The sequence below is a fragment of the Synechococcus sp. R3-13 genome, from assembly GCF_047462195.1.
Taxonomy (GTDB): Bacteria; Cyanobacteriota; Cyanobacteriia; order Thermostichales; family Thermostichaceae; genus Thermostichus.
The window spans coordinates 1-1,393 of the sequence record NZ_JANSIO010000425.1; the positions used below are offsets into that span (position 1 = coordinate 1).

1 protein-coding gene is annotated in these 1,393 nt (G+C 55.0%); it reads left to right on the plus strand.

The genetic code is table 11. The annotated features are described in order from the left end of the window. Positions 1 to 1,367, plus strand: a 1,367-nt coding sequence (locus NW856_RS12325; RefSeq protein ID WP_414400506.1) for a glycosyltransferase family 2 protein, incomplete at its 5' end; no start/stop codon positions are given. Positions 1,368 to 1,393 lie beyond the last annotated feature (26 nt).

Below are 1,393 nucleotides of genomic sequence, written 5' to 3' on the forward strand. Positions count from 1 at the left end.
CCCCCTCCCAGATTGCGGTGGGCTATGGCCTGCTGCTGCTGTTGCTTTGGGGATTGGCCACTGCTCCCTGGACGACTCTGACCATTTTGGTGCTGCTGATCAATCTTTTTTACGTCGCTTCGATCCTGTTCAAACTGCTGCTCAGCCTAGTGGGATCCGCCGATCGCTTCCACCAGATTACCGATGAGGAAGTAGCCGCTTTGGATGATCGCGACTTGCCCATCTACACCATCCTGGTGCCGGTCTACAAAGAGCCGGAAGTAATGCCGATTTTGATCAAGTCTCTCTCTAAGCTGGATTACCCCCACGAGCGGTTGGATGTGCTTATTCTGTTGGAGGAAAACGACCGAGACACCATTGAGGCAGCTCGAGCTGCCAAGCCCCCCCGCTACGTGCGCCTGCTGTTGGTGCCCGACAGCAAACCCAAGACCAAGCCCAAAGCCTGCAACTACGGCCTGGCTTTTGCCCGTGGCGAATACCTCACCATCTACGACGCTGAAGACATTCCGGATCCAGACCAACTCAAAAAAGCAGTCATTGCCTTCCGAAAAGGGGATCCCAGCTTGGTCTGCGTCCAGGCTGCCCTCAACTACTTCAACCGCAGCGAGAACTTCCTCACCCGCATGTTCACCCTGGAGTATTCCTATTGGTTTGATTACCTTCTGCCGGGTTTGGAAACTCTCAGAATGCCCATCCCCTTGGGTGGCACCAGCAACCACTTTCGCACTGACCGCCTGCGGGAGCTGCAGGGATGGGATCCCTTTAACGTCACCGAAGACGCAGATCTAGGCATCCGCGCCAGCCAGCACGGCTATACGGTGGGGGTGATCAACTCCACCACTTATGAAGAGGCCAACTGCGCTGTTAAAAACTGGATCCGGCAGCGCTCCCGCTGGATCAAGGGCTACATGCAAACTTGGCTGGTGCACAACCGCAACCCCCTGCGCTCGTTGCGCAAGCTGGGCCTGAAGAACTGGCTGTCTTACCAGTTTTTTATTGGCGGCAGCTTCTTTACCTTTCTCACCAGCCCCATCATGTGGCTGCTGTTTATTTACTGGCTGCTCACCCGCGCCCATTGGCTGCAAAACATTTTCCCCAGTTGGCTGGTTTATGTGGGCTTGTTTAACCTCCTGGTGGGCAATGCCATTGGGATTTACCTCAACTTGGTGGCCGTTTTCCGGCGAGGGTACTACGATCTGGCCTTCTATGCCCTGCTCAACCCCATCTACTGGCAACTGCACTCTATGGCAGCTTACATGGCCCTGTGGCAGCTCTTTACCAAGCCCTTCTACTGGGAAAAGACCATCCACGGCCTGAGCAAGTTTACCCACGCCAAAGTCCAGGAAGCTGCTCACAAAGCAGCCTAGGTTGTGTTGATCTTTCATTTGAGCCA